General features: G+C 73.7%; 14 protein-coding genes. 7 read left to right on the plus strand and 7 right to left on the minus strand.

Annotated features, from left to right (window positions below; all coding sequences use genetic code 11):
* Positions 1-245 precede the first annotated feature (245 nt).
* The 4 genes from ACFRQN_RS29840 to ACFRQN_RS29855 form a co-directional block, all read right to left on the minus strand.
* On the minus strand, positions 246-1436 hold the full coding sequence (locus ACFRQN_RS29840; protein WP_049653907.1) for an acyl-CoA dehydrogenase family protein: 1191 nt from the start codon (positions 1434-1436) through the stop codon (positions 246-248).
* Between the two features lie 178 nt (positions 1437-1614).
* Positions 1615-2607 carry a hydroxymethylglutaryl-CoA lyase gene (locus ACFRQN_RS29845; protein ID WP_380743324.1) on the minus strand — a complete coding sequence of 331 codons (993 nt, stop codon included), beginning with the start codon at positions 2605-2607 and terminating at the stop codon, positions 1615-1617.
* Positions 2604-4883 carry a biotin carboxylase N-terminal domain-containing protein gene (locus ACFRQN_RS29850; protein WP_380743326.1) on the minus strand — a complete coding sequence of 760 codons (2280 nt, stop codon included), beginning with the start codon at positions 4881-4883 and terminating at the stop codon, positions 2604-2606. Before ACFRQN_RS29850 ends, ACFRQN_RS29845 begins: the two co-directional genes overlap by 4 nt.
* 142 nt (positions 4884-5025) lie before the next feature.
* Positions 5026-6738, minus strand: a complete 1713-nt coding sequence (locus ACFRQN_RS29855; RefSeq protein ID WP_375877338.1) for a carboxyl transferase domain-containing protein — start codon at positions 6736-6738, stop codon at positions 5026-5028.
* Between the two features lie 131 nt (positions 6739-6869).
* On the opposite strand from ACFRQN_RS29855, the gene ACFRQN_RS29860 reads away from it, so the two are divergent.
* Both ACFRQN_RS29860 and ACFRQN_RS29865 read left to right on the plus strand, forming a co-directional pair.
* Positions 6870-7571, plus strand: a complete 702-nt coding sequence (locus ACFRQN_RS29860) for a TetR/AcrR family transcriptional regulator (RefSeq protein WP_380743328.1) — start codon at positions 6870-6872, stop codon at positions 7569-7571.
* Between the two features lie 443 nt (positions 7572-8014).
* Positions 8015-12037 carry an ABC transporter ATP-binding protein gene (locus tag ACFRQN_RS29865; protein WP_380743330.1) on the plus strand — a complete coding sequence of 1341 codons (4023 nt, stop codon included), beginning with the start codon at positions 8015-8017 and terminating at the stop codon, positions 12035-12037.
* Positions 12038-12136: 99 nt separating this feature from the next.
* Here the strand turns inward: ACFRQN_RS29865 and ACFRQN_RS29870 are convergent, their stop codons facing one another.
* Positions 12137-13153: an ATP-grasp domain-containing protein gene (locus ACFRQN_RS29870; protein ID WP_380743333.1), complete on the minus strand. Its 1017-nt coding sequence runs from the start codon at positions 13151-13153 to the stop codon at positions 12137-12139.
* Between the two features lie 124 nt (positions 13154-13277).
* Between ACFRQN_RS29870 and ACFRQN_RS29875 the strand changes: the two genes are divergently transcribed.
* Positions 13278-13811, plus strand: a complete 534-nt coding sequence (locus ACFRQN_RS29875) for an NUDIX hydrolase (RefSeq protein ID WP_380743335.1) — start codon at positions 13278-13280, stop codon at positions 13809-13811.
* Positions 13812-13913: 102 nt separating this feature from the next.
* Here the strand turns inward: ACFRQN_RS29875 and ACFRQN_RS29880 are convergent, their stop codons facing one another.
* Together ACFRQN_RS29880 and ACFRQN_RS29885 are read right to left on the minus strand one after the other, a co-directional pair.
* Entirely contained in the window at positions 13914-15098 is a 1185-nt protein-coding gene (locus ACFRQN_RS29880; protein WP_380743337.1) for a hypothetical protein, read from the minus strand.
* Between the two features lie 320 nt (positions 15099-15418).
* Positions 15419-16534: an ABC transporter substrate-binding protein gene (locus ACFRQN_RS29885; protein WP_380743339.1), complete on the minus strand. Its 1116-nt coding sequence runs from the start codon at positions 16532-16534 to the stop codon at positions 15419-15421.
* Positions 16535-16859: 325 nt separating this feature from the next.
* Between ACFRQN_RS29885 and ACFRQN_RS29890 the strand changes: the two genes are divergently transcribed.
* The 4 genes from ACFRQN_RS29890 (at position 16860) to ACFRQN_RS29905 (ending at position 21565) form a co-directional block, all read left to right on the plus strand.
* Entirely contained in the window at positions 16860-18434 is a 1575-nt protein-coding gene (locus ACFRQN_RS29890; protein WP_375877346.1) for an APC family permease, read from the plus strand.
* 269 nt (positions 18435-18703) lie between these two features.
* Positions 18704-19711, plus strand: a complete 1008-nt coding sequence (gene trpS / locus ACFRQN_RS29895; RefSeq protein ID WP_234348619.1) for a tryptophan--tRNA ligase — start codon at positions 18704-18706, stop codon at positions 19709-19711.
* Positions 19712-19833: 122 nt separating this feature from the next.
* A complete protein-coding gene (locus ACFRQN_RS29900) occupies positions 19834-20790 on the plus strand; it encodes an LD-carboxypeptidase (protein WP_380743341.1) in 957 nt (318 codons plus the stop codon).
* A 100-nt stretch (positions 20791-20890) separates the two neighbouring features.
* Complete coding sequence (locus tag ACFRQN_RS29905) at positions 20891-21565, plus strand: nucleoside/nucleotide kinase family protein (protein WP_380743343.1); 675 nt, start codon at positions 20891-20893, stop codon at positions 21563-21565.
* Positions 21566-21739: the final 174 nt, after the last annotated feature.

Raw genomic sequence — 21739 nt, forward strand, 5'->3', positions numbered from 1 at the left:
CTCTTCATTTTTTTCGGCTGGGGCTGGGGCGGGCGGGCGGGGGGGCCCCCCCCCCGGTTTATGGCGACCCCCCGCCCCGGGGGGGGGGGGCCCCCCCCCCCCCCCCCCGCGACACCTCCTCCTGCCGTTTCCTCCTGACGCCTCCTTCGCCGTGGCGCTCCCCAACTCTCGTCGCGGAGCGGTGTGTTGACCGGTGTGCCGGCCCGGTGGGCGTGGCTCAGGAGGCGACCGTCAGGATGCGGTCGTCACGAACCGACGCCGAGCTCCCGGGCGATGAGCATGCGCTGGACCTCAGACGTGCCCTCCCCGATTTCCAGGATCTTGCAGTCGCGCCAGAAGCGGGCGACCGGGAATTCGTTCATGAAGCCGTACCCGCCGTGGATCTGGGTCGCCTCGCGGGCGTTGTCGACGGCGGCCTCGGACGAGTACAGCTTCGCGATCGCGGCCTCCTTCTTGAACGGTTCGCCGTGCAGCAGCCGGGAAGCGGCGTCCCGCCAGGCCAGGCGGGAGGTGTGGGCGCGCAGCTCCATGTCGGCAAGCTTGAACTGGATGGCCTGGTTGGCGCCGATCGGCCGGCCGAAGGCCCGGCGCTCGCCGGAGTACTTCACGGACTCGTCGACGCAGCCCTGGGCCAGGCCGGTGGCCAGGGCCGCGATCGCGATGCGGCCCTCGTCGAGGATCCGCAAGAACTGGGCGTAGCCTCGGCCACGCTCGCCCAGCAGGTTGGCCGCGGGAACGCGGCAGTCGGTAAAGGACAGTTCGCGGGTGTCGGATGCGTTCCACCCGACCTTCGAGTACTTCTTCGAGACCTGGAAGCCGGGGGTCCCGGTGGGCACGATGATGGAGGAGATCTCCCGTGCAGGCGAGCGGAATTCGCCCTCTTCACTCGAACGAGCGATCGGTTCGGTGAGCGCGGTGACGGTGACCAGGCCGGTGATGTCGGTGCCGGAGTTGGTGATGAAGCACTTGGTCCCGTTGATGACCCACTCGTCGGTGGCCTCGTCGTACCGCGCCGTGGTCCGGGTGGCCCCCGCGTCCGACCCGCCCTCCGGCTCGGTGAGGCCGAAGGCGCCGAGGAGTTCGCCCGAGGTCAGCCGGGGCAGCCACTCGCGCTTCTGCTCCTCGGTGCCGAACCGGTAGATCGGCATCGCGCCGAGCGAGACGGCGGCCTCCAGGGTGATCGCCACCGAGGAGTCCACGCGGGCGAGTTCCTCCAGGGCGAGGCCGAGGGCGAAGTAGTCGCCGCCCATGCCGCCGTACTCCTCCGGGAAGGGCAGGCCGAAGAGGCCCATCCGCCCCATCTCCCGGACGATCTCGTACGGGAACTCCTCCCGCTCGTAGAACTCGCCGATCTTCGGCGCCACCACGTCCTGGGCGAATTCGGCGACGGTGCGCCGCAGTTCCTCGTACTCGCTGCTGAGCCTGTGGTCGAGCATGGTGATCCTCCTGGCGCCCGGCCGGGTCGGCTGCGGACGTGAGCGGGGTGACCGGCGTCCGTCGGACGGTGTGACGGTCGCACGGTGCGATTGAGGGATGGACTGTCGATCGGTGTGGGTGGTGCGGGGCGCCGGCCGGATGGTGCGGGCGGCCGGCGCCGGGGACGGGAGCGGGTGGTCAGCCCCCGGCGGAGCCGAGCAGGGCCTGGACGGTGCGGGACGGGCTCGGGCGGCCGAGGCGCCCGGCCATCCACCCGCTGGTCGCGACGAGGGAGCGCAGGTCGACGCCGGTCCGGATGCCGAGCCCGTGCAGCATCCAGACCAGGTCCTCGGTGGCCAGGTTGCCGGTGGCGCTCTTCGCGTACGGGCAGCCGCCCAGGCCGCCCGCCGAGGCGTCCACCGTGGTGACGCCCTCGCGCAGGGCCGCCAGGGTGTTGCTGAGCGCCTGGCCGTAGGTGTCGTGGAAGTGCACGGCGAGCCGGTCGACCGGGACGCCAGCCCGCGCGAAACCCGCCAGCAGGGCGGTGACCTGGCCCGGGGTGGCGACCCCGATGGTGTCGCCAAGGCTCAGCTCCGCGCAGCCCAGCTCCAGCAGCCGCACGCCGTACCGGACCACCTGGTCGACCGGGACGGGGCCCTCCCACGGGTCGCCGAAGCACATCGAGAGGTAGCCGCGGACCGCGACCCCGGCCTCGGTGGCCCGGCCCACGACCGGGCGGAACATCGCCATGGCCTCGTCCGCCGAGCGGTTGAGGTTGCGGCGGGCGAAGGTCTCGGTGGCGCTGGCGAACACCGCGATGTCGGCGGCGTGGTGGGCGAGCGCGCGGTCCAGGCCGCGCTCGTTGGGCACCAGCACCGGCAGCCGCAGGCCGGGGTGGAGCTCCGGCAGACCGGCGAGCCGGGGGACCAGCTCCTCGGCGTCGGCCAGCTGCGGTACCCATTTCGGGTGAACGAAGCTGGTGGCCTCGACGGTGCGCAGCCCGGCGGCCGCGAGCCGGGCGATGAACTCGGCCTTGACCTCGACCGGCACCAGGGACTTCTCGTTCTGCAGGCCGTCGCGCGGCCCGACCTCGTGGATCCGGACCTCCTCGGGCAGGCCGGGGGCGCGGACCGGATCGGGCAGGCCCAGGTCGAGGGCGTCGGGCTCGCGGGCGGGGGCGGGGGCGGTCACGACCGCACCTCCGCGGGCCCGGCGGGGACGGTGGCGGCGGCCGGCCCGGCCGGGGCGCCCTCGACCGACGCGTCCTCGACCGGGGTGACCACGACCAGCAGGTCCTCCATCGCGACGGTGGCGCCGGCGGTGGCCCGCAGCTCGGCCACCACGCCGTCGTGCGGTGCGGCGATCACGTGTTCCATCTTCATGGCCTCCAGCACGAGCAGGGGCTGTCCCTTGCGGACCGTCTCGCCCGCCGTGGTCTTGACGACGGTGACGGTGCCGGGCATCGGGGCGGTCAGGGCGCCGTGGTGCGCGCCGGCCCCGGTGGCGCTCTCGACGACCGGGTCGTAGGCGTGCAGCGGCCAGGCGTCGCCCTCGACGCCGAGCCAGGTCGCCGGTCCGGCGGCGGGGCCGGGGGTGGCGTCGGTGGCCAGCGAGAACGTGGTCCGGAGGCCGTCGACGGTCAGGTGCAGCCGGTCGCCGGCCAGGCTCACGCGGGAGCGGTGCGCGGGGCCCCCGTCGAGCCGGAGCTCCAGCTCGCGGACGGGCCCGGCGGAATTGTCAGTGGCATCGGCTACGTTGCCCGCAGTGATCGAACGGATGCTCACCGCCACCGGGTCCTGGCCGGGGGTGCGGAGTCGGTGGGTGGTCCAGGCAGGGGTGCCGCCCAGGCGCCAGCCGGAGGGAAGGGAGAACGGGTCGGTCCAGCCGCCGGGATCGGCGGGCGGAGTGAGTTCCAGGTGCCGTGCCAGCGCGGCCGCGTAGTAGAGGAGGTGAGCGGGCGACGGCGGTTCGGCCGCCGAGGCCGCGTCGGGGTCGGCCGCGTCCGGGTCGGTCGCGTTCGTGGGGGAGTACGGCGAGGTGAGCAGGGCCGGCTGCTCCTGGGCCGTCCGCTCCACGAGGCCGGTGTCCAGCCGGCCGGCGGCGACCTCGGGGTGGGCGAGCAGTCGGCGCAGGAAGCCGGTGTTGGTGGTGACACCCAGGATGCGGGTGTCGGCCAGCGCTGCGCGGAGCCGGCGCAGCGCGGTCGGGCGGTCGGGCCCGTACGCGATGACCTTGGCGAGCATGGGGTCGTAGGCGCTGGTGACGACGGTTCCGGGGGCGACCCCGGAGTCGACGCGGATGCCCTCGCCCCGGGGCTCGTCCAGGGTGAGGATGCGGCCGCCGGTGGGCAGGAAGTCCCGTTCCGGGTCCTCGGCGCAGATGCGGGCCTCGATGGCGTGGCCCAGGAAGGAGATGTCGGACTGGGCGAAGGAGAGCGCTTCGCCGGCGGCGACGCGCACCTGCCACTCGACCAGGTCGAGCCGGGCCGCGTCCGCGCCGACGGCGACGGCGAGCTCGGTGACGGGGTGTTCCACCTGGAGGCGGGTGTTCATCTCCATGAAGAAGAAGTCCCGCACCCCCTCGGCGGCGGAGGCGGGGGCGTCCGGGTCGATGCCGGGAACGATGAACTCCACGGTGCCGGCACCGGTGTAGCCGCAGGACTCCGCGGCGCGGACGGCCGCGGCGCCCATCGCGGCACGGGTCTCGGCGTTGAGGAGAACGGAGGGAGCCTCTTCGATCAGTTTCTGGTGGCGGCGCTGCAGGCTGCACTCGCGCTCGCCGAGGTGGACGGTGGTGCCGTGGGCGTCGGCGAGCACCTGCACCTCGATGTGGCGCGGCCGGTCGACCCAGCGCTCCAGCAGCAGGGTGTCGTCGCCGAAGGCGGTGCGGGCGACGCGGCGGGCGGCGGCGATCTCGGTGGGCAGGTCGGCGCGGTCCCGCACGAGGCGCATGCCCTTGCCGCCACCGCCGGCGGACGGCTTGAGCAGCACCGGGTAGCCGATCTCGTCGGCGGCGGCGACGAGGTCCTCGTCGGTGGGCGCGGTGGCCTGGCTGCCGGGGACCACCGGGACGCCGGCGGCCCGGACGGCCTCCTTGGCGTTGATCTTGTCGCCCATCAGCTCGACCGCACCGGGAGGTGGTCCGATGAAGACGAGGCCCGCGTCGGCGCAGGCGCGGGCGAAGCCGGCGTTCTCGGCGAGGAAGCCGTAGCCGGGGTGGACGGCCTGGGCGCCGGTGCGGCGGGCGGCGGCCAGGATCTGGTCGGTCCGCAGGTACGTCTCGGTCGCCGAGCTGTCGCTGCGGTCGGCCGGGCCGAGCCGGACCGCGACGTCGGCCTCGCGGACGTGCGGCGCGTCGGCGTCCGCGTCGCTGAACACGGCGACCGAACGGACGCCGAGCCGTCGCAGGGTGCGGATCACCCGCAGGGCGATCTCGCCGCGGTTGGCGACCAGAACTGTGTCGAACATGGGAGGCGTTCCTCCGGGTCGAGGGGAGCCGTACGAAGGAGGTGGCGATGGGCGGTCGGGCACCGGCCCGGGTGGGCCGGCGCCGCGGGGAGTCACACCCGGAAGGGAGGAATCACGGACGCGGGGGTGACACGAGGAGGCGTCACATGCGGAAGACGCCGTACGGAGCGGGCGGCGCCAGCGGGGCGTTGGCACAGGCGGTGAGGGCGAGACCGACGACGGTGCGGGTGTCCATCGGGTCGATCACGCCGTCGTCCCAGAGCCGGGCGGTGGCGTAGTAGGCGTTGCCCTGGCGCTCGTACTGCTCGCGGACGGGGCGCTTGAACTCCTCCTCCGCCTCGGCCGGCCACTGCTCGCCGTGCGCCTCCAGCTGGTCGCGGCGGACGGTGGCGAGGACGGAGGCCGCCTGCTCGCCGCCCATCACGGAGATCTTGGCGCCCGGCCACATCCACAGGAAGCGGGGTGAGTAGGCCCGGCCGCACATCGAGTAGTTGCCGGCTCCGTACGATCCGCCGATCACCACGGTCAGCTTCGGGACGCGGGTGCAGGCGACGGCGTTGACCATCTTGGCGCCGTGCTTGGCGATGCCGCCCGCCTCGTACTGCCGGCCGACCATGAACCCGGTGATGTTCTGGAGGAAGAGGAGGGGGATGCCGCGCTGGTCGCACAACTCGATGAAGTGGGCGCCCTTGAGGGCGGACTCGGCGAACAGCACGCCGTTGTTGGCGACGATACCGACCGGGTGGCCGTGGATCCGGGCGAAGCCGGTGACCAGGGTGGCGCCGTACTCGGCCTTGAACTCGGCGAACCGGCTGCCGTCCACCAGCCGGGCGATCACCTCGCGCACGTCGTAGGGCGTGCGCGGGTCGACCGGCACGGCGCCGTACAGGCCGGCCGGGTCGACGGCCGGCGGCTCGACCGGGGTGAGCGGCCACGGCCTGGCCTCGCGCGGGCCGAGCCCGGCCACGATCGTGCGGACGATGGAGAGGGCGTGGGTGTCGTCCTCGGCCAGGTGGTCCGTCACGCCCGAGGTGCGGGAGTGCAGCTCGCCGCCGCCCAGCTCCTCGGCGGTGACCACCTCACCGGTGGCGGCCTTCACCAGCGGCGGACCGCCCAGGAAGATCGTGCCCTGGTTGCGGACGATCACGGCCTGGTCGCTCATCGCCGGGACGTACGCGCCGCCGGCCGTGCACGAGCCGAGCACGGCGGCGATCTGCGGGATGCCCGCGGCGGAGAGCCTGGCCTGGTTGTAGAAGATCCGGCCGAAGTGGTCGCGGTCCGGGAAGACCTCGTCCTGCATCGGGAGGAAGGCGCCGCCGGAGTCCACCAGGTAGACGCAGGGCAGCCGGTTCTCCAGCGCGACCTCCTGGGCGCGCAGGTGCTTCTTCACCGTCATCGGGTAGTAGGTGCCGCCCTTGACGGTGGCGTCGTTGGCGACCACCACCACCTCGCGCCCGGCGACCCGGCCGATGCCGGCGATCACTCCGGCCGCGGGGGCCGCGCCGTCGTACATCCCGTCGGCGGCCAGCGGGGCCAGCTCCAGGAAGGGGGAGGCCGGGTCGAGCAGGGTGTCCACGCGGTCGCGGGGCAGCAGCTTGCCGCGTGAGGTGTGCCGGGCGCGGGCCTTGGCGCCGCCGCCCAGGGCGGCCGCGTCGAGCTTCGCGCGCAGCTCGGCGACCAGGGCGCGGTGCGCCTCGGTGTTGGCGCGGTACGCCTCGGAGCCCGGGTCGGCGGAGCTGCCGAGCCGGGGTGCCGGTGCGGCTGCCGCGGCCGGGGCGGCGCCGGGCGCCGCCGCCGTGCCGGTCGCTGCGACGAGCCGGACGCCGGTGGGTGTGCCGGCGGTTGAGTTGACCATTCCCAAGAGCTCCCTTGCCCTCGGACCAGGTGGGCAGCCGGGTGCGGTCCGCCCGTGATCGCCACGTTAATTAACGTTAACTTACGCGCCCAGGTTAACGGCCGATAACCCGACTGTCTACGATGGACGGCATGCCCAACGTCCCCGCCGCCTCCGCGCTCCCCCGCCGTGACCAGATCCGCCGGGAGGCCGCGAGGCTGTTCGCCGCCCGGGGCTTCCTCGGCGTGGGCGTGGACGAGATCGGCAAGGCCGTCGGCATCAGCGGCCCCGCGCTCTACCGCCACTTCGCCGGCAAGGACGCGATGCTCGCGGACCTGCTGATCGGCATCAGCGAGCGACTGCTGGACGAGGGGCGCCGCCGCGCGGGCGGCGGCGAGGGCCCGGCCGCCACGCTGGACGCGCTGATCAGCGGCCACGTCGACTTCGCACTGGGCGACCGGGACCTGATCACCCTGCACGACCGCGAGCTGCTGAACCTCAAGGAGGAGGACCGGCGCACCGTCCGCCGGCTCCAGCGCGGCTACGTCGAACTGTGGGTGGACGTGGTCCGGCAGGCCTACCCGCCGCTGGCCGACCCCGCCGCCGAGCCGGTGGCCCGGGCCGCCGTGCACGCCGTCTTCGGCCTGATCAACTCGACCCCGCACAGCCTCGGCCCGAACCCCGACCAGGGCGAGCGCGCCGCCCTCCAGCGCGACGGCATGGCCGCCCTGCTCCACGCCCTCGCCCACGGCGCGTTCGCAGCGGCCGCAGGCTCGGCCGGCGGCCCCGGCAGCCCTGCCGTCCCCGGCGCCGCTGTCGCTCCCGTCGGCGGCTCGGCGGCCGCGGAGGCCTGAGCCCGCATCCCCGGCTCCAGCTCCGGCTCCGGCTCCGACCACGGTTCCGGTTGCGCCCTCGGCTCCGTTCCCGGCTTCGTTTTCGACGAAGAGCGGCCCGGCGGAGAATGGTCGGGAGCGAAGGTCTGCCGGTGAACGTCCCCATCGGTAGCCCGCCCGGAGCCCGCCCGCAGCCCGCCCCGCTGGCCCGTCCGGAGGCCTAGTCCCAAAGGACGGCGCCCGTCCGCCCGTGGCCGCTGGGTGTCGCGAGGGTCGTCGGCGACTCTGGAAATGGCCCGGGCGGAGTGGGCCATGCGAGTGTTCGGCCGGGAATCACCGCAGGCCATCGACTGTTGGCGAGTCCGCCGGACCGGATGATCCGGGCTGTCAGGGCCCGTTCCGAACCCGCCCGGGGCGGAAAACGCCGTGGCGACCACCCGACGAAATGGTTAGCATCCCTAAATATGCCTGAGACTCACGGATCCACGGTGGAGCAATCCCCGAGCGGCCCCCCGGCCCCCGGCACGACCCCGGAGGCCCCCGTCGACAGCCCGCAGGCCGCCGTCGGGAACACCGGACCGGCCGCCGAAGACGCCGAGCCCGCCCCCGACAACGTCCGGCCCGCCGCCAAGAGCGCCGAGGCGCCTGAGCCCGCCCCCGAGCCCGCCCCCGAGAGCGCCGCCGAGTCGGCCGGCTGGCTCAGCCGCCTGGTCGGCTACAGCTGGCGGTCCCGCCGCAGCCTGCTCTTCGCCTTCGGAGCCTCGCTCCTCGGCATGGCCGTCACCGCGCTGGTGCCGCTGGTCACCAAGCTGATCATCGACGACGTCATCGTCGCCCGCACCCGTTCGCTGGCCCCCTGGGCGGTGGTGCTGCTGCTCGCGGCCCTCGTGGTCTTCGGCTGCACCCAGGTCCGCCGCTACTACGGCGGCCAGCTCGCGGTGGACGTCCAGCACGAGATGCGCAGCGACCTGTTCCGCTCGCTCGGACGGCTGGACGGCCACCGCCAGGACCGGCTGGACACCGGGCAGGTGGTGGGGCGCGCGACCTCCGACCTCCAACTGGTCAACGGCCTGCTCTCGATGCTGCCGATGATGACCGGCTACCTGCTGATGTTCGTCATGTCGCTGGTCGTGATGGTCTGGCTGTCCCCGCCGCTCACCCTGATCACCGTGGTCATGGCCCCCGCGCTGTGGTGGGTCTCGGCGTTCAGCCGCAAGCGCCTCTTCCCCGCAACCTGGGCCGCCCAGCAGGAGGCGGCGGCCGTCGCGGGCGTGGTGGACGGCGCGATCGGCGGCGTCCGCGTCGTCAAGGGCTTCGGCCAGGAGGCCCAGGAGCTCGACAAGCTGGAGACGGCCTCCCGCAACCTCTTCGCGGCCCGGCTCCGGTCGATCCGGCTCAACGCCCGCTACAACCCGGCGATGCAGGCGATCCCGGCGCTCGCCCAGGTCGGCGTCCTGGCCTTCGGCGGCTGGCTGGCCGTCGACGGCAGGGTCACCCTCGGGACCTTCGTCGCCTTCTCCACGTACGTCGCCCAGATGACCGGCCCGGTGCGGATGCTGACCATGGTCATCACCGTCGGCCAGCAGGCCCGGGCCGGGGTGGAGCGCGTCCTGCAGCTGATCGACGAGCGCCCGCTGGTCCAGGAGCGCCCGGACGCCCGCACCCTGGACCTCGCGCACGGCGAGAGCCTGGAGAGCGCGCCGCAGAGCACTCCGGGAGGAGCGCTCGTCGGCCCGCGGACCCCCGACATCGCCCTGGAGTTCGACCGGGTCGAGTTCCGCTACGACCCCGAGCACCCCGCCCCCGTCCTGCACGGCCTCAGCCTGAAGCTGGCCCCCGGCGAGACCCTCGCCCTGGTCGGCGCCTCCGGCTCCGGCAAGTCGACGGTGGCCCAGCTGGTGCCCCGCTTCTACGACCCGGCCGCCGGCACCGTCCGCCTGTACGGCCACGACCTGTGCGACCTCACCCTGGACTCGGTCCGCGCAACGGTCGGCATCGTCCCCGAGGAGAGCTTCCTCTTCTCCGAGACGGTCCGCACCAACATCGCCTACGGCCGCCCGGACGCGACGGACGAGCAGGTGGTCGCCGCCGCCCGCGCCGCCCAGGCCGACGAGTTCGTCCGCGCGCTGCCGGACGGCTACGACACCAAGGTCGGCGAGCAGGGCCTGACGCTCTCCGGCGGCCAGCGCCAGCGCATCGCGCTGGCCCGGGCGATCCTCACCGACCCCCGGATCCTGCTGCTGGACGACGCCACCTCGGCGGTCGACCCGCAGATCGAGGCGGAGATCCACGACGCGCTGCGCTCGGTGATGACCGGCCGCACCACGCTGCTGATCGCCCACCGCCGCTCGACCCTCCAACTCGCCGACCGGATCGCCGTGCTGGAGCGCGGCCGGCTGCTGGACCTCGGAACGCACGAGGAACTCGAAGCCCGATGTCCCCAGTACCGGGCCCTGATCACCGATCCCGAGGCCGGTCACGCCGACCGGCAGTCCGCCCCCGAAACGGCGTCCGACGAGCCGGCGTCCGCAGAGGCACCCGGAACCCCTGTAGCCGGCGCAACCCCCGCAACCCCGGCGACCCCGGCCGCCCCCGTCCTCCCCACCCCCGCCCTGGCCAAGGCCGCCCGCACCGCCGACCCCGACCTGCTGGACAAGGTCGCGTCCCTCCCGCCCGCCTCCGACGTCCCGGCCGTCCCCCGCGCCGAGGCCGAGGCCGGTGACCCCGACTTCAGCCTGAGCCGCCTGCTGCGCCCCTTCCGCACCCCGCTGCTCATCGCCCTCCTGCTGGTCGCCCTGGACGCGGCGGCCGGGCTGGTGCTGCCGGTGCTGATCCGGCACGGCATCGACGAGGGCGTCCGCAAGGGCCTGATGTCCGGCGTCGCGGTGGCCTCGCTCGCCGCTCTTGTCGTGGTCCTGCTGGACTGGGTGGTGCAGAGCGCCGAGAACCGGGTCAGCGGCCGTACCGGCGAGCGGGTCCTCTACACACTTCGGCTCAAGATCTTCGCCCACCTCAACCGGCTCGGCCTGGACTACTACGAGCGCGAGCTGACCGGCCGGATCATGACCCGGATGACCACCGACCTGGACTCGCTGACCTCCTTCCTCCAGACCGGCATGGTCACCGCCGTGGTCAGCCTGCTGACCTTCGCCGGGATCTTCGCCGCCCTGCTGATCATCGACGCCGGCCTGGCCCTGGTGGTCTTCGCGGTCCTGCCGCTGCTGGTGATCGCCACCCTGGTGTTCCGCAAGAAGTCCAAGGACCAGTACGAGCGCTCCCGCGACCTGATCAGCACCGTCAACGCCGACCTCCAGGAGAACGTGGCCGGCATGCGGATCGTCCAGGCCTTCCGCCGCCTGGACACCAACACCGACCGCTTCGTGGCCCGCGGCATCGCCTACCGCGAGGCCCGGGTCCGGGCCCAGCTCTACATCTCGCTGTACTTCCCGTTCGTCCAGTTCCTCTCCAGCGTGGCCGCCGCGCTGGTGCTGATCGTCGGCGCTGCCCGGGTCGACGCCGGGACGCTGACGGTCGGTGCGCTGGTCGCGTACCTGCTCTACATCGACCTGTTCTTCGCGCCGGTCAACCAGCTGTCCCAGGTGTTCGACGGGTACCAGCAGGCCTCGGTGGGCCTCGGCCGCATCCGCGAGCTGCTGCGCACCCCGACCGCCACCGCCGAGGCGGCCGACCCGGTCCCGGTGGCCGGGGGCCTGCGCGGCGAGATCTCCTTCGAGGGGGTCGGCTTCGCCTACAACGGCGGCGCGGACGGCGCCCCGACCGTGCTGAGCGGCGTGGACCTGCACATCCCGGCCGGGCAGACGGTGGCACTGGTCGGCGAGACCGGCGCCGGCAAGTCGACGCTGGTGAAGCTGGTCGCCCGGTTCTACGACGCGACGGAGGGCACCGTCCGGGTGGACGGGGTCGACCTCACCCGCTACGACCTGGCGCAGTACCGCCACCGCCTGGGCGTGGTGCCGCAGGAGGCGTACCTCTTCGCGGGCACGGTCCGCGAGGCGATCGCCTACGGCCGGCCGGGCGCCTCGGCGGCCGAGGTGGAGGCGGCGGCCCGGGCGGTCGGCGCGCACGACATGATCGTCCGGCTCTCGGACGGCTACGACCACGAGGTGGCCGGCCGCGGGCGCAACCTCTCGGCGGGCCAGCGCCAGCTGATCGCGCTGGCCCGGGCCGAGCTGGTCGACCCGGACATCCTGCTGCTCGACGAGGCCACGGCGGCGCTCGACCTGGCCACCGAGGCGGCCGTCAACCAGGCCGCGGACCGGCTCAGCGGCGGCCGGACCACCCTGGTCATCGCCCACCGCCTGACCACCGCCGAGCGCGCCGACCGGGTGGTCGTGCTGGACCACGGCCGGGTGGTCGAGGACGGCACGCACACCGAACTGCTCGCCCGGGGCGGCACCTACAGCCGGCTCTGGCAGGCGTTCATCGCCGACGGCCACCCGGCGGCCGAGGCCGTCGCCGCCGGGTAGGGCGGCCCCGCACCCGGAGGCCCGCACGCGTGGCCCCGAACCCGGAGCCCGAACACTCCGAGCTGCCTGACGGTCCCTCCCGCGCGGACCGTCAGGCAGTCAGGCGGTGATCAGCGCGGCCAGCAGCTCCGAGGCGTCGATCCCGCGCGGCAGGTCGCTCACCTGCCCGTCCCCGACCTCGACCACCCGCCAGCCGGAGCCGTCCGCCCGGCTGGCGAGGTCGGTGGTCACGAAGCGGCAGCCGAGCCGGCGGACCAGCGCCGGGACGTCGGTGAGGTCGGGCTCGACGGCCCGGCGCGGGGCGTCCGGGTGCGGCCCGACCAGGACGGGCCGGCCGTCCAGCCACCACACCCGGGCCTCCACGGCCCGCCCGCCGCTCCCCGGCGCGCCGTCGTCCGCCCGCTCCGGCCCGGCCGCACCAGCCGTACAGGCCGCACCGCCCGTACGGCTCGCGCCGTTCGCGCCGTTCGCGCCGTTCGCGCCGACCGGTCCCGCCGCCGGGAGGTCCGCGCCCTCGAACTCCTCGTACCGCCGCAGCACCACGCCGCCCACCAGGAACTCGCCCTGCAGTTCGACGAACCGTCCGACCACCCGGCCGACGGCCGCCAGGTCGGCCAACTCGGGTACGTAGCAGGCCTCGTACCACTCGTGCTTGCGCGACTTCACGTAGTCCTTGACGATCGCCGGCCCGCGCCCGCCGAGCCGGGCCGCGGCCTCCGCCAGCTCCGCCGGCCCGGGCGCCACCGGTCCCTCGGACGGGATCCACGCGCTGGCCGGGGTCGCGCCCTCGAACACGCCGTACCAGCCGGGCAGTTCGTGGGCGGCCGCGTACCCGGGCGCGCTGGTCAGCAGGGTGCCGCCGCGGGCGGTGAGCGCGGCGGCGAAGTCGGCGTACCGGGCGGAGGGCAGCATCCAACCCCGGTACCAGAGCGGGCCGCTGTCCCGCGGCACCCGCAGCACGGCCTCCTCGGCCCGCCCGGCGAGCAGCCCGTCGTGGTCGACCAGGTGCAGCTCGCCGCCCAACTCCCGCAGGGTCCTGGCCTCCCAGGCGAAGTGCGGGTCGGGCCGGCGCGGGTTGAGCGGATCGGCGGGGAAGATGATCGCGGGTGCGGGCATGGCCGCCAGGGTACGGCGGACCGGTGGGCCCGGCGCCCGCCACGACGGACCGGCCGGCTCGTGCACCCGACCGGAGTGCCGAAACCGCTCGACGGCCCCGGACGGTCGCTGGGAGAGTGACCCGATGCGAAATCTGCTGCGCCCCCGCAAACGCAGGCCGAGGCAGGCCGCCCGCACGGTGGTCCTGGACGGGAACGGCTCGGTCTTCCTGCTCCGTTCGGACAACGACGAGGTCGGCGTGCACTGGACCATGCCGGGAGGCGGCCTGGAACCGGGCGAGACCCCGTGGGACGGCGCCCGGCGCGAGCTGTGGGAGGAGACGGGCTGGAGCGACCTCGAACCCGGCCCGCTGCTCTGCACCTGGGAGCACGACTTCACCTGGCACGGCACCCCGGTCCGCCAGCACGAGCACATCTACCTCACCGGCGGCCCGCACCGTGGTCCGGTCGGCGACGTCAGCGCGGTGCACGCCGTCGACCGGATCCTGGACTGGCGCTGGTGGACCCCGGCCGACCTCGCCGACGAGGACGCCGACGCGCTCTGGCCGCCCGCGCTGCCGGAACTGCTGGACTCGGTCCGTACGGGCTGGGCCGTGGACGGGCGGCCGCCGGTGCCCGTCGACCTCGGGTACATCCCGAACGCCCCGGCCACCCGCTAGGCCCGCCGAGTCCGCCAGACCTGCTCGGCCCACCAGACCCACCAGGCCGGCCAAGCCCGCCAGGCCCGCTCGGCCAGTCGCCGAACGGGCCCGGCGGAGCGGTCAGGTGCGCCCGCCGCGCCGGGGCCGCCCGGCCGGACCGGGTTCCCAGCCGTGCAGCTCCAGCTCCCGGTCGTGCAGTGCGGCGGGGTTCATCAGCACCGTCAGCTGGGCGCCGGCCAGCTGCTCGAGGTCGAGCCCGGTGGCGGACAGCAGCTGCTCGGTCGGCACCGAGACGGCGATGGCGGGCCGCCAGGAGGGCAGTACCACCAGGCAGGTGCCGCGGCCGACCCGGATCGGCTGGGCCGCCACGCGGACCGGTGCGCGCTCCTCCGGTCGGCCGAGGGCCTCGGCGGGCCCGGGGCTGCCGCCGATCAGGATGCCGAGCGGCGGTTCGGCCCACGAGACCGCTGCGGCGGACCCGACGGCAGCGGCGTCGACGGCACCGGTGTCGACAGCAGAAGGGGCGGCAGCGTCGGCCCCACCCCCGATGCCAGTCCCGAACGACGGCGTCCGCGCCGCCACTTCCGCCGCATCGGCGGGTTCGCCCACCCTGCCAGGGGCCCCCGGCAGGGCCGGCCCGGTCGGGCCGGACGCGGCCGTCTCCCGTGCGGTCGCCTCCTGCCCTGTCCGGGAGGCCTGCGGGTGCATCCGGCGCAGGCGCCGGGAGGGTGACGGCCGCCGGGATCCCAGGATCCGCGGCTCCTCGTGCGCCGGGCGCTGCGCCGGGACGGACGGGCCGCCCTCCGCCGTCGCGGTGGCGGGCCCGAACCGGACGAACCCGTCCTCGGCCTCCGCGTCGAGGCCGAGCAGGGCCCGCACCTCCGCGACCGGTCGGCGGCACGCGGCCGCCAGCTCGGCGACGGAGCGGCCCTGGAAGTGCGCGGCCCGCAGCCGCTCGGCGAACGCCGCCCGCAGCCGTGCCGTGGTCGGATCATCGTCGTGCGGGTCGCCGTCCGTCCGGTCGCCGTCCGCCGGTTCGCCACCGGCCTCCGGAGCGGCCGCGGGCAGGACGGGCGGCGCCTCCGCGTCGTACCGGCTGCGCGGCTGCGGCACCGAGTCGGGGCGGGCCGTCGCCTCCGGGGTGCCGGGCGCGGCCGCACCGGGCTCGGTGGCGGTCGCGATCGAGCACATCGGCACGGCCGAGCCGGGCGAGCCGGTCGGGGCGGGCGGGGGCGAGGATCCGGCGCTGTCCCGGGGCGGGCCGGGCAGGGACGGGTCGGTTGCGGAGGGGTGGAGCGAGGTCATCTGCGGGCCCTTCGGGAAACGGTCCCGACGATCCTCCCGCACCACGCGATCAGCTCCAAGCGTCCAACCCGGTGGTGTGCGCGATACCACCGCGACACCGCCGCGATACCACCACGGAATCACCCGGGGACCGTCGCGGGCCCACCCGGGGCCCACCCGGGGATCGCCCAAGACGGCGCCGGGCGGGCACTGTTGCCGTACGACCGGAACGCCGCCCCGTTCCGCCCGCCGACGCCGACCAGGCCCGGCCGGCCGGGTTCACTCCGGGCTCACACCCGGGCTCACCCGACGGACTCACCCGGCGGATTCACCTGCCTGGCTCAACTGCCGGGCGCGACAAAGCCCTTGAGGTCGTTGAGCACCACGTTCGCCGCCATGACGCCGAGCCCGAGGAACCAGGTCTCGTCCGAAACCGGCCGGGCCTGACCGGACTTGACCGCACCGAGCGTCTTCCAGAGCGCGCCGCCGAGCACCGCGTCCTGGTTGGTCGAGCTGGGGCTGCCGTACACGCCGTAGAAGATCCAGTCGGCGTCGGCCTTGTCGATCTGCTCCGGGCTGACCTCCACCGCGAGCTCCTTGACCTGCTCGATCGCGGGCTGCGGCAGCGGCACGTCGGTGAGGATGGTGCCGATGAAGGAGAGCTCCGCGTAGAGCCGGGTGCGGCCCGGCATGAAGCGCAGCGGGGTGATGGTGGGCCGCTTGTCGCCGAGCTTCGCGCCGATCGCCGCGGCGGCCGCCTGGTACGCGTCGAGCTGGGTCCTGGCCTCGGCCTCCAGGCCGAAGGCGCTCGCGTTGAGCAGGAAGTTCTGCTTCCACGGGTAGCCGGGGCGCAGCGAGAAGACGGTCGGCGCGATCTTGGAGAGCTGCGCGTACTGGTCCTGGGCGCGCAGCTGACTGCCGAGGATCAGGTCGGGCTTGAGCGCGGCGATGGCCTCCAGGTTGAGGCTGTTGATGGTGCCGACGGCGGCGGGGCTGCCGGCCTTGTCCTTGAGGTAGGACGGCAGGGACTTGGAGCCGTCGGTGTACACGATGCCGACCGGCTGGATGCCGAGGGCGACGACGTTGTCGAGCTCGCCGGTGTCCAGCACCACGACCCGGGTGGGCCTGGCCGGGAGCACCGTCTCGCCCATCGCGTGCCTGAGGGTGCGCGGGTAGACGCCGGGGGCGGCGTCGGTGCCGAAGCCCTTCATCCTCTCGATCACGGCGGCGTAGTCGTCCCCGCCCTGCTTGACCGACTTCTGGTTCGGGGAGGAGCCGCCGCCGGCCGGGGTCGAACCGCTGCTGCCGCCCGATCCACCGGATCCGCCGGAGCTGCCGCAGGCGGTGAGCAGTCCGCCGAGGCCGAGCACCGCCCCGCCGGCGATCCCGGCGGTGAGGAACCGGCGACGGCCGGAGGTGCGGGGGGAGAGGACCGGGTCGTCGGAGGTGGGGGGCACGCGACGCTCCTTTCACGATCGAAATTAGGTTAGGCAAACCTATCCGACTCGGGGAGCGGCGGGGGGAGCGGCCCGTCCGGGCCGGGGGGCAAACCTGGTCGAACCTTGGCAAAAGGGAGAAATTTTCTTGGCCCAACTCCTTTGAAACAAAGGTACATGGGTTAACAAGCCGTAAATACATCCACCCGAACAGCCGTCACGAGAACGAATCGAAGCAAGTGGTTTAGATCACCAAGGGTTGGTCTACTCAACCTTCCATGCCCGCCTCTAGGGTGCGCTGGTGTTTGATCAGCAGCTCTCAGAGCACACGAGCAGCGGCCGGGCAATGGCGCCCGGCGCTCCGCAGGGTGCCCCGGTCAGTGGCATCAGTGGTGGGGTCCCCGTCGATCAGGGGACCGCTGGGGGAGCGGGGGACAAGGGTCTACGGGGCGGTTCCGTCGGCCTGCTGAGCAGTGTGGTGCTGGGCGTCTCGACGGTCGCCCCGGTCTACTGCCTGACCGCCACACTCGGCCCGACCGTCACCGCGGTCGGGGTGCAGATGCCGGCGGTGTTCCTGGCCGGCTTCCTGCCGATGCTGCTCGTCGCGTTCGCGTACAAGGAGCTGAACAAGGACTTCCCGGACTGCGGCACGTCCTTCACCTGGGGTGTCCGGGCCTTCGGTCCCCGGGTCGGCTGGATGGCCGGGTGGGGCCTGACGGTGGCGACCATCATCGTGCTCTCCAACCTGGCCGGGGTCGCGACCGACTTCCTGTACCTGATGCTCGGGGAGATGACCGGCAGCAGCTGGGTCACCGAACTCGACCAGAACAAGGCCGTCCACCTGCTCACCGTGGTCCTGCTGATCGCCGGCGCCACCGCGATGAGCTACCGGGGGATGACCGCGACCAAGTGGTTCCAGTACAGCCTGGTCGGCCTCCAGCTGGCCGTGCTGCTGCTCTTCTCCGTCATCGCCATCGGGAAGGCCGCCTCGGGCGACCTGCCCGACTCGATCGGCTTCTCCTTCTCCTGGCTCAACCCGCTCGAGGTCAGCTCGTTCAGCGCGTTCACCGCCGGGCTGTCGCTGTCGATCTTCATGTACTGGGGCTGGGACACCTGCCTGACCATGAACGAGGAGACCCAGGGCAGCGCCAAGACCCCCGGTCGCGCCGCGATGATCTCCATGGTCACCCTGGTCGGCTCGTACCTGCTGGTCGCGATCGCCTCCCAGATGTTCGCGGGCGTCGGCAGCACCGGCAACGGCCTCGGCAACCCGGCCACCGCCGACAACGTCTTCTCCGCGCTGGCCCGTCCGGTGCTCGGCTCGCCGTGGAGCATCCTGCTCTTCCTGGCCGTCGTCGCCAGCGCCGCCGCCAGCCTGCAGACCACCTTCATCCCGGTGGCCCGCACCCTGCTCGCGATGAGCGCCTACCGCGCCGTGCCGCCGCGCTTCGGCGCCGTCCACCCGCGCTTCCGCACCCCCGGCTACGCCACCGTCGCGGCGGGCATCGCCACCGCGGTCTTCTACGTCGGGATGAGCCTGATCAGCGAGAACGTCGTCCAGGACACCATCCTGGCGCTCGGTCTGATGATCTGCTTCTACTACGCGCTGACCGCCTTCGCCTGCGTCTGGTACTTCCGCCGTTCGCTGCGCACCGGTGTCCGCGCGCTGCTGCTCAAGGGCGTCGCCCCGTTCGTCGGCGGCGTGCTGCTCACCGCGGTCTTCCTCCAGACCCTCACCGACGCCTGGGCCCCCGACTACGGCAGCGGTTCGGTCTTCGGCATCGGCTCGGTCTTCGTGATCGGCGTCGGCATCCTGCTGCTCGGCGCGGGCCTGATGACCTGGTACGGCTTCATCCGGCCGGAGTTCTTCCGCGGCGAGACGCTGCACAAGGACACCCCGGCACTGGTCGTGGAGGACTGACTACCGCTACCGTGGGGCGCATGAAGCGCTTCATCGGCCTGTGCTGGTGGCCGTCCTAGGACGGCCACACCACTCGCCTGAGCAGGGCCGTCCGGGATGGACGGCCCTGCTGCGTTTTCCGTAGGACGGGCCCCTCGCCCCGGACGGCCGCCACCACCGCCGTACCGAGGAGAGACACCTTGACCACCGCCACCGTCCCTACCGCCACCGTCCCCACCACTGCCGGTCCCGCCGCCGCCGCGGCCACCGCCGTCGCCGCCGCGTCCGTCCTGTCCGACGACCCGGCAGCCCACCGCGTCCTCACCGGGGACCGCCCCACCGGACCGCTCCACCTCGGCCACTACTTCGGCACCCTGCGCAACCGGGTCCGGCTCCAGGACCAGGGCGTCGAGATGTTCGTCGTGGTCGCCGACTACCAGGTCATCACCGACCGCGACCTCGCCGACCGGCTCGCCGAGCACACCGAGAACCTCGTCCTCGACTACCTCGCCGCCGGCCTCGACCCCGAGCGGGCGACGATCTTCCCGCACAGCGCCGTCCCCGCCCTCAACCAGCTGCTGCTCCCCTTCCTCAGCCTGGTCAGCGTCGCAGAGCTGGGCCGCAACCCCACCGTCAAGGACGAGATCACCCACTCCCGGCAGTCCGCCGTCAGCGGGCTGATGTTCACCTACCCCGTCCACCAGGCCGCCGACATCCTCTTCTGCAAGGCCGACCTGGTCCCGGTCGGCCAGGACCAGCTGCCCCATCTCGAAGTCGCCCGCACCGTCGCCCGCCGCTTCAACGAGCGCTACCCGCACGCCGACGGCAGCGCCGTCTTCCCCCGCCCGCAGGCCCTGCTCTCCGAAGCCCCGATGCTGCTCGGCACCGACGGCGGAAAGATGAGCAAGAGCCGGGGCAACGCCGTCGCCCTCGGCGCCACCGAGGACGAGACCGCCCGGATCATCCGTGGCGCCAGGACTGACGCCGACCGCCGGATCGGCTACGACCCGGTCGACCGGCCCGAGGTCTCCAGCCTCGTCCTGCTCGCCGCCCTCTGCCAGGACCGGGCCCCCGAGGCCGTCGCCGAGGAGATCGGCGACGGCGGCGCCGCCGCGCTCAAGCGCACCGTCACGGAGTCCGTCAACGAGTTCCTCCGCCCGCTGCGCGCCCGCCGCGCCGAACTCGCCGCCGACCGGGGCCACCTGCGGCAGGTCCTGCGCGACGGCGCCGAGCGGGCCAACGCCGTCGCCGACGCCACCCTCGCCGAGGTGCGGGAGGTGATGGGGGCGGCGATCTGAAGAGCCCTCACGCCGGCCGGCGGACATCGGCCGGTCGGCACGGGGCATATCGTCACCGGGCGGTCGCGGCCACGGCGCGACCGCCCGAACCCCGCTTCCGCGTCCGAAAGGTGGCCCGGCCCATGGACCAGCACCCGACCACACCCGGCCAGGGGCTGACCCGCCCGCCGCACCTGCGCCCCGGCGACCACGTCGCCGTCGTCGCCCCCAGCGGTCCCGTCGACGCCGAACGTCTCACCGCCGGGTGCGCGATCCTCCGCTCCTGGGGGCTCCGCGTGACCGTCGCCCCGCACGTCCTCGACACCCACCCCACCCTCGGCTACCTGGCCGGCACCGACGCCGACCGCGCCGCCGACCTCCAGACCGCCTGGCTCGACCCCACCGTCGACGCCGTCATCTGCGCCCGCGGCGGGTACGGCGTGCACCGCATCGTCGACCTGCTCGACTGGACCGCGATGCGCGCCGCCGCCCCCAAGCCCTTCATCGGCTTCAGCGACGTCAGCTCCCTGCACGAGGCCTTCGCCCGGCGGCTCGGCCTCGCCACCCTGTACGGACCGCTGGCCGCCGGCGCCTCCTTCGTCTCCGACGGCCCGACCGCCGAGCACCTGCGCCGCACCCTCTTCGACCCCGCCGCCGTCACCGTCCTCACCTCGCCCACCGCCGCCCCGCTCGTCCCCGGCCGCGCCCGCGGCGTCACGGCCGGCGGCTGCCTCCACGTCCTCACCGCCGAGCGCGGCACGCCCGCCGCCCGTCCCTCGTACGAGGGCGCCGTCCTGCTGCTCGAAGACGTGAACGAGCACCCCTACCAACTCGACCGGCTGCTGACCCAGCTCCTGCGCTCCGGAGCCCTCGACGGCGTGGCCGGCCTGGCCCTCGGCTCCTGGGAGGGCTGCGGACGGCCCCAGCGGGTCCGGGACGTGATGCTCGACCGGCTCGGCGGGCTCGGCGTCCCCGTGCTCTGGGAACTGGGCTTCGGCCACTGCCCCTCCACCCTCACCGTCCCGCTCGGCGTGCCCGCCCTGCTCGACGCCGACGCCGGCACCCTCACCCTGGACCTGCCCGCCCTCGCCGACCGCTGAGCAAAGCCGACCGCTGAGCAAAGAGGTGCACTGAGTAAAGAGGCGCACTGAGCAAAGAGGCGTACTGAAGCAGGAGGCGCGCGCTGAGTAGGGTGCGGCCATGAACGAGGACCGCCTCACCGCCCTTGCCCTCGGCTTCCTCCGAGGCCCGGGCAGCAACGCCCGTACGATCCTCGGACTTGCCGGCCCGCCCGGCGCCGGCAAGTCCACCCTGGCCCGCCACCTGGTCGCCGAGGTCGAGCGGGCCGAAGGCCCCGGCACCGCCGCCTACGTCCCGCTCGACGGCTTCCACCTCTCCGGCGCCCAGCTCGACCGCCTCGGCCTGACCCACCGCAAGGGCGCCCCGGCGACCTTCGACGCCCACGGCTACGTCGCCCTGCTGCGCCGGATCGCCGGCGACCGGTTCCAGGACATCTACGTCCCGGACTTCGACCGCACCCTGGACGAGCCGGTCGCCGCCCGCCACGTGGTCCGCCCGCGGACCCGGCTCGTCATCACCGAGGGCAACTACCTCGCCTCCGCCGAAACCCCCTGGCCCGACGCCCGCCGCCTGCTGCACGAGCTCTGGTACGTCCACGCCGAGGACGAGGTCCGCGAGGAGCGCCTGCTCCGGCGGCACCGCGACGGCGGCCGTGACGAGGCCACCGCCCGCCACTGGGTCACCGGCAACGACCACCCCAACGGCGAGTATGTGAAGCCCGGCCGGGCGCTCTGCACCCGCACCGTCTCCGGGACGGGTTTGCCTCCGGTGCCGGACAGGGGTAGTGTTTCCTAGTCGCTCGGCAGGGAGCACCGGACACGCGTCTGCGCGGACGGTCCCGGAGCGGCCAATCCTCTGAAACACCACTTCCGGCTCGTGCCGGTCGTTTGCGCTTTTCGGCGCTGTGACCTGGTGCTTATTCGGCGTGCTCGTTTTATCGGGTTGCGGTCGGATTCGCTTTTCGGAGCG

Origin of the sequence: Kitasatospora sp. NPDC056800, assembly GCF_042789775.1 — a bacterium.
Lineage (GTDB): Bacteria > Actinomycetota > Actinomycetes > Streptomycetales > Streptomycetaceae > Kitasatospora.